This window comes from Oleiphilus sp. HI0061 (assembly GCF_001635675.1).
In genome coordinates, this window is sequence record NZ_LWFE01000688.1 from 1 (window position 1) to 1,789 (window position 1,789).

General features: G+C 42.7%; 1 protein-coding gene. It reads right to left on the bottom strand.

All coding sequences use genetic code 11. The annotated features are described in order from the left end of the window. Window positions 1-262: 262 nt before the first annotated feature. Window positions 263-1,431, bottom strand: a protein-coding gene (locus A3735_RS08770; RefSeq protein ID WP_369808611.1) for an IS3 family transposase whose coding sequence is annotated in 2 segments (ribosomal slippage) — window positions 263-1,179 and window positions 1,179-1,431 — 1,170 coding nt in all. Because the reading frame shifts where the segments join, the coding sequence is not laid out codon by codon here. Window positions 1,432-1,789: the final 358 nt, after the last annotated feature.

Below are 1,789 nucleotides of genomic sequence, written 5' to 3' on the forward strand. Positions count from 1 at the left end.
GCAAAAGCTTCGAAATATTAAATGAATAACGCACATTATACGCGCAAGAAGTTATCTGTGTACTGCCAAACAATAGATTTTAATCATGACAAACCTTAATATTAAGAACACTAAGGGTTGAACGTTTAGTTAGCCTTCACAACACTAATTTAAATAAAAATAACCGACAAGATGAAATAAATTATGCGCTTCGATTATCGTATCGTCTTTATTATTACTGCTTTACTCTTCTGACGTGGTCTAGCATTTTTGACCAACCCAGTTAAGATACTTTTTTCATTTCAATTGCCTGAGCTTCGTATTCATTCGGGCTCATGTAGCCCAAGTAAGAATGCAGCCGCCGACTGTTATAAAACATGGATATGTAATCCAAAATATCCTGCTGTGCCTCATAGCGAGTTTGGTAACTTCGCCATTGCACGCGCTCTTGCTTCAGGCTTCCAAAGAAGCTTTCTACTACCGCATTATCCCAACAGTCGCCACGCCGACTCATGCTTCCTTGGATGCCGTGTTGATCCAATAACCTTCTAAAGGCATCACTCGCATATTGAGAGCCACGATCCGAATGATGAATCAAGCCTGCTTTCGGTCGCCGCTGCCAAATTGCCATGGTAAGCGCATCGCAAACCAGACTCGCTTTCATGCGTGAACTCATGCTCCAGCCAACAACCTTCCGTGAAAACAAGTCAATCACGACAGCTAGGTACAGCCAACCCTCTTGAGTCCAGATATATGTAATATCCGCGACGTATGCCTGATTAGGTTGAACAACATCAAACTCTCGCTTTAAGCGATTTGGATAAACAGGCTTCTTATGATTGCTATTAGTGGTCACTTTAAATTTCTTCTTGTGGCGCACCTTCACACCAGCCTCATTCATCAGTTTTTTTGTTTTAGCTCGACTTACTGGATAACCCAAAATGTTCAATGCTTTCTTCATCCTGCGCTCTCCATAAGTGTGGTCGCTGGACTCTGCTATATCCGTTATCCAATCAAGCATTTCCTGATGATCCGGGTCATCTGGTTGACTACGCTTGCGCTTGGCAAAGCTATAATAACTGTTTCGTTTCACTCCAAATAGCTGACACATCAGGTCAACCGGCCAGGTCTTCTTATGTTGAGTGATAAAGTCATACTTCACTTCGTTTCTTTGGCAAAGAAGACCGTCGCCTTTTTTAGTATTTCCTTTTCTATTTCAAGGCGCTTAACCTGCGCCTTAAGTCTTCTAATTTCTTCTTGCTCTGACGTAAGCTTGCCATTGCCTCTGAAAGCATTGCCTGAATCGTTTTGATATTCTTTTATCCAACGCCCCAGTACCTGTGCGCTAATACCCAGGCTACGGGCTGCCTCTGTCCTAGTGTGGCCTTGATCAAGCACCAGACTAATCGCGTCCAATTTAAATTCTTGGGAATATTTTTTTCGTGTATTCAATTTACCTTCTCCAGTTAGGACGTATTATGTCTTAACTGGACTGGTCATATCTATTAGACCACGTCAGTTCCGCTCCACTGTTTAAGTTTCTCAGGCACTTTTTAATTTGCTGAGATTTCGTCGGTGGTGTGTTCCTATGGAATCCGGTAAAGTTATCACTTTAGGTATTCTAGTCTCAGGTCAAAAGCTTAGGTTTCGCCTGCGGCTACACAACGTGGTGTTGCGCTAGTTAGGTGTTCTAAAAAATCTAACCAGTTCATCAAACATCACTCCGGCCACAAAAACACGTGGCCTGCGTTGGACGCACGATAGAGCCGTGCGCCGTTTATAAAAGCGTTATAATTTTTAGTTGGTTCGT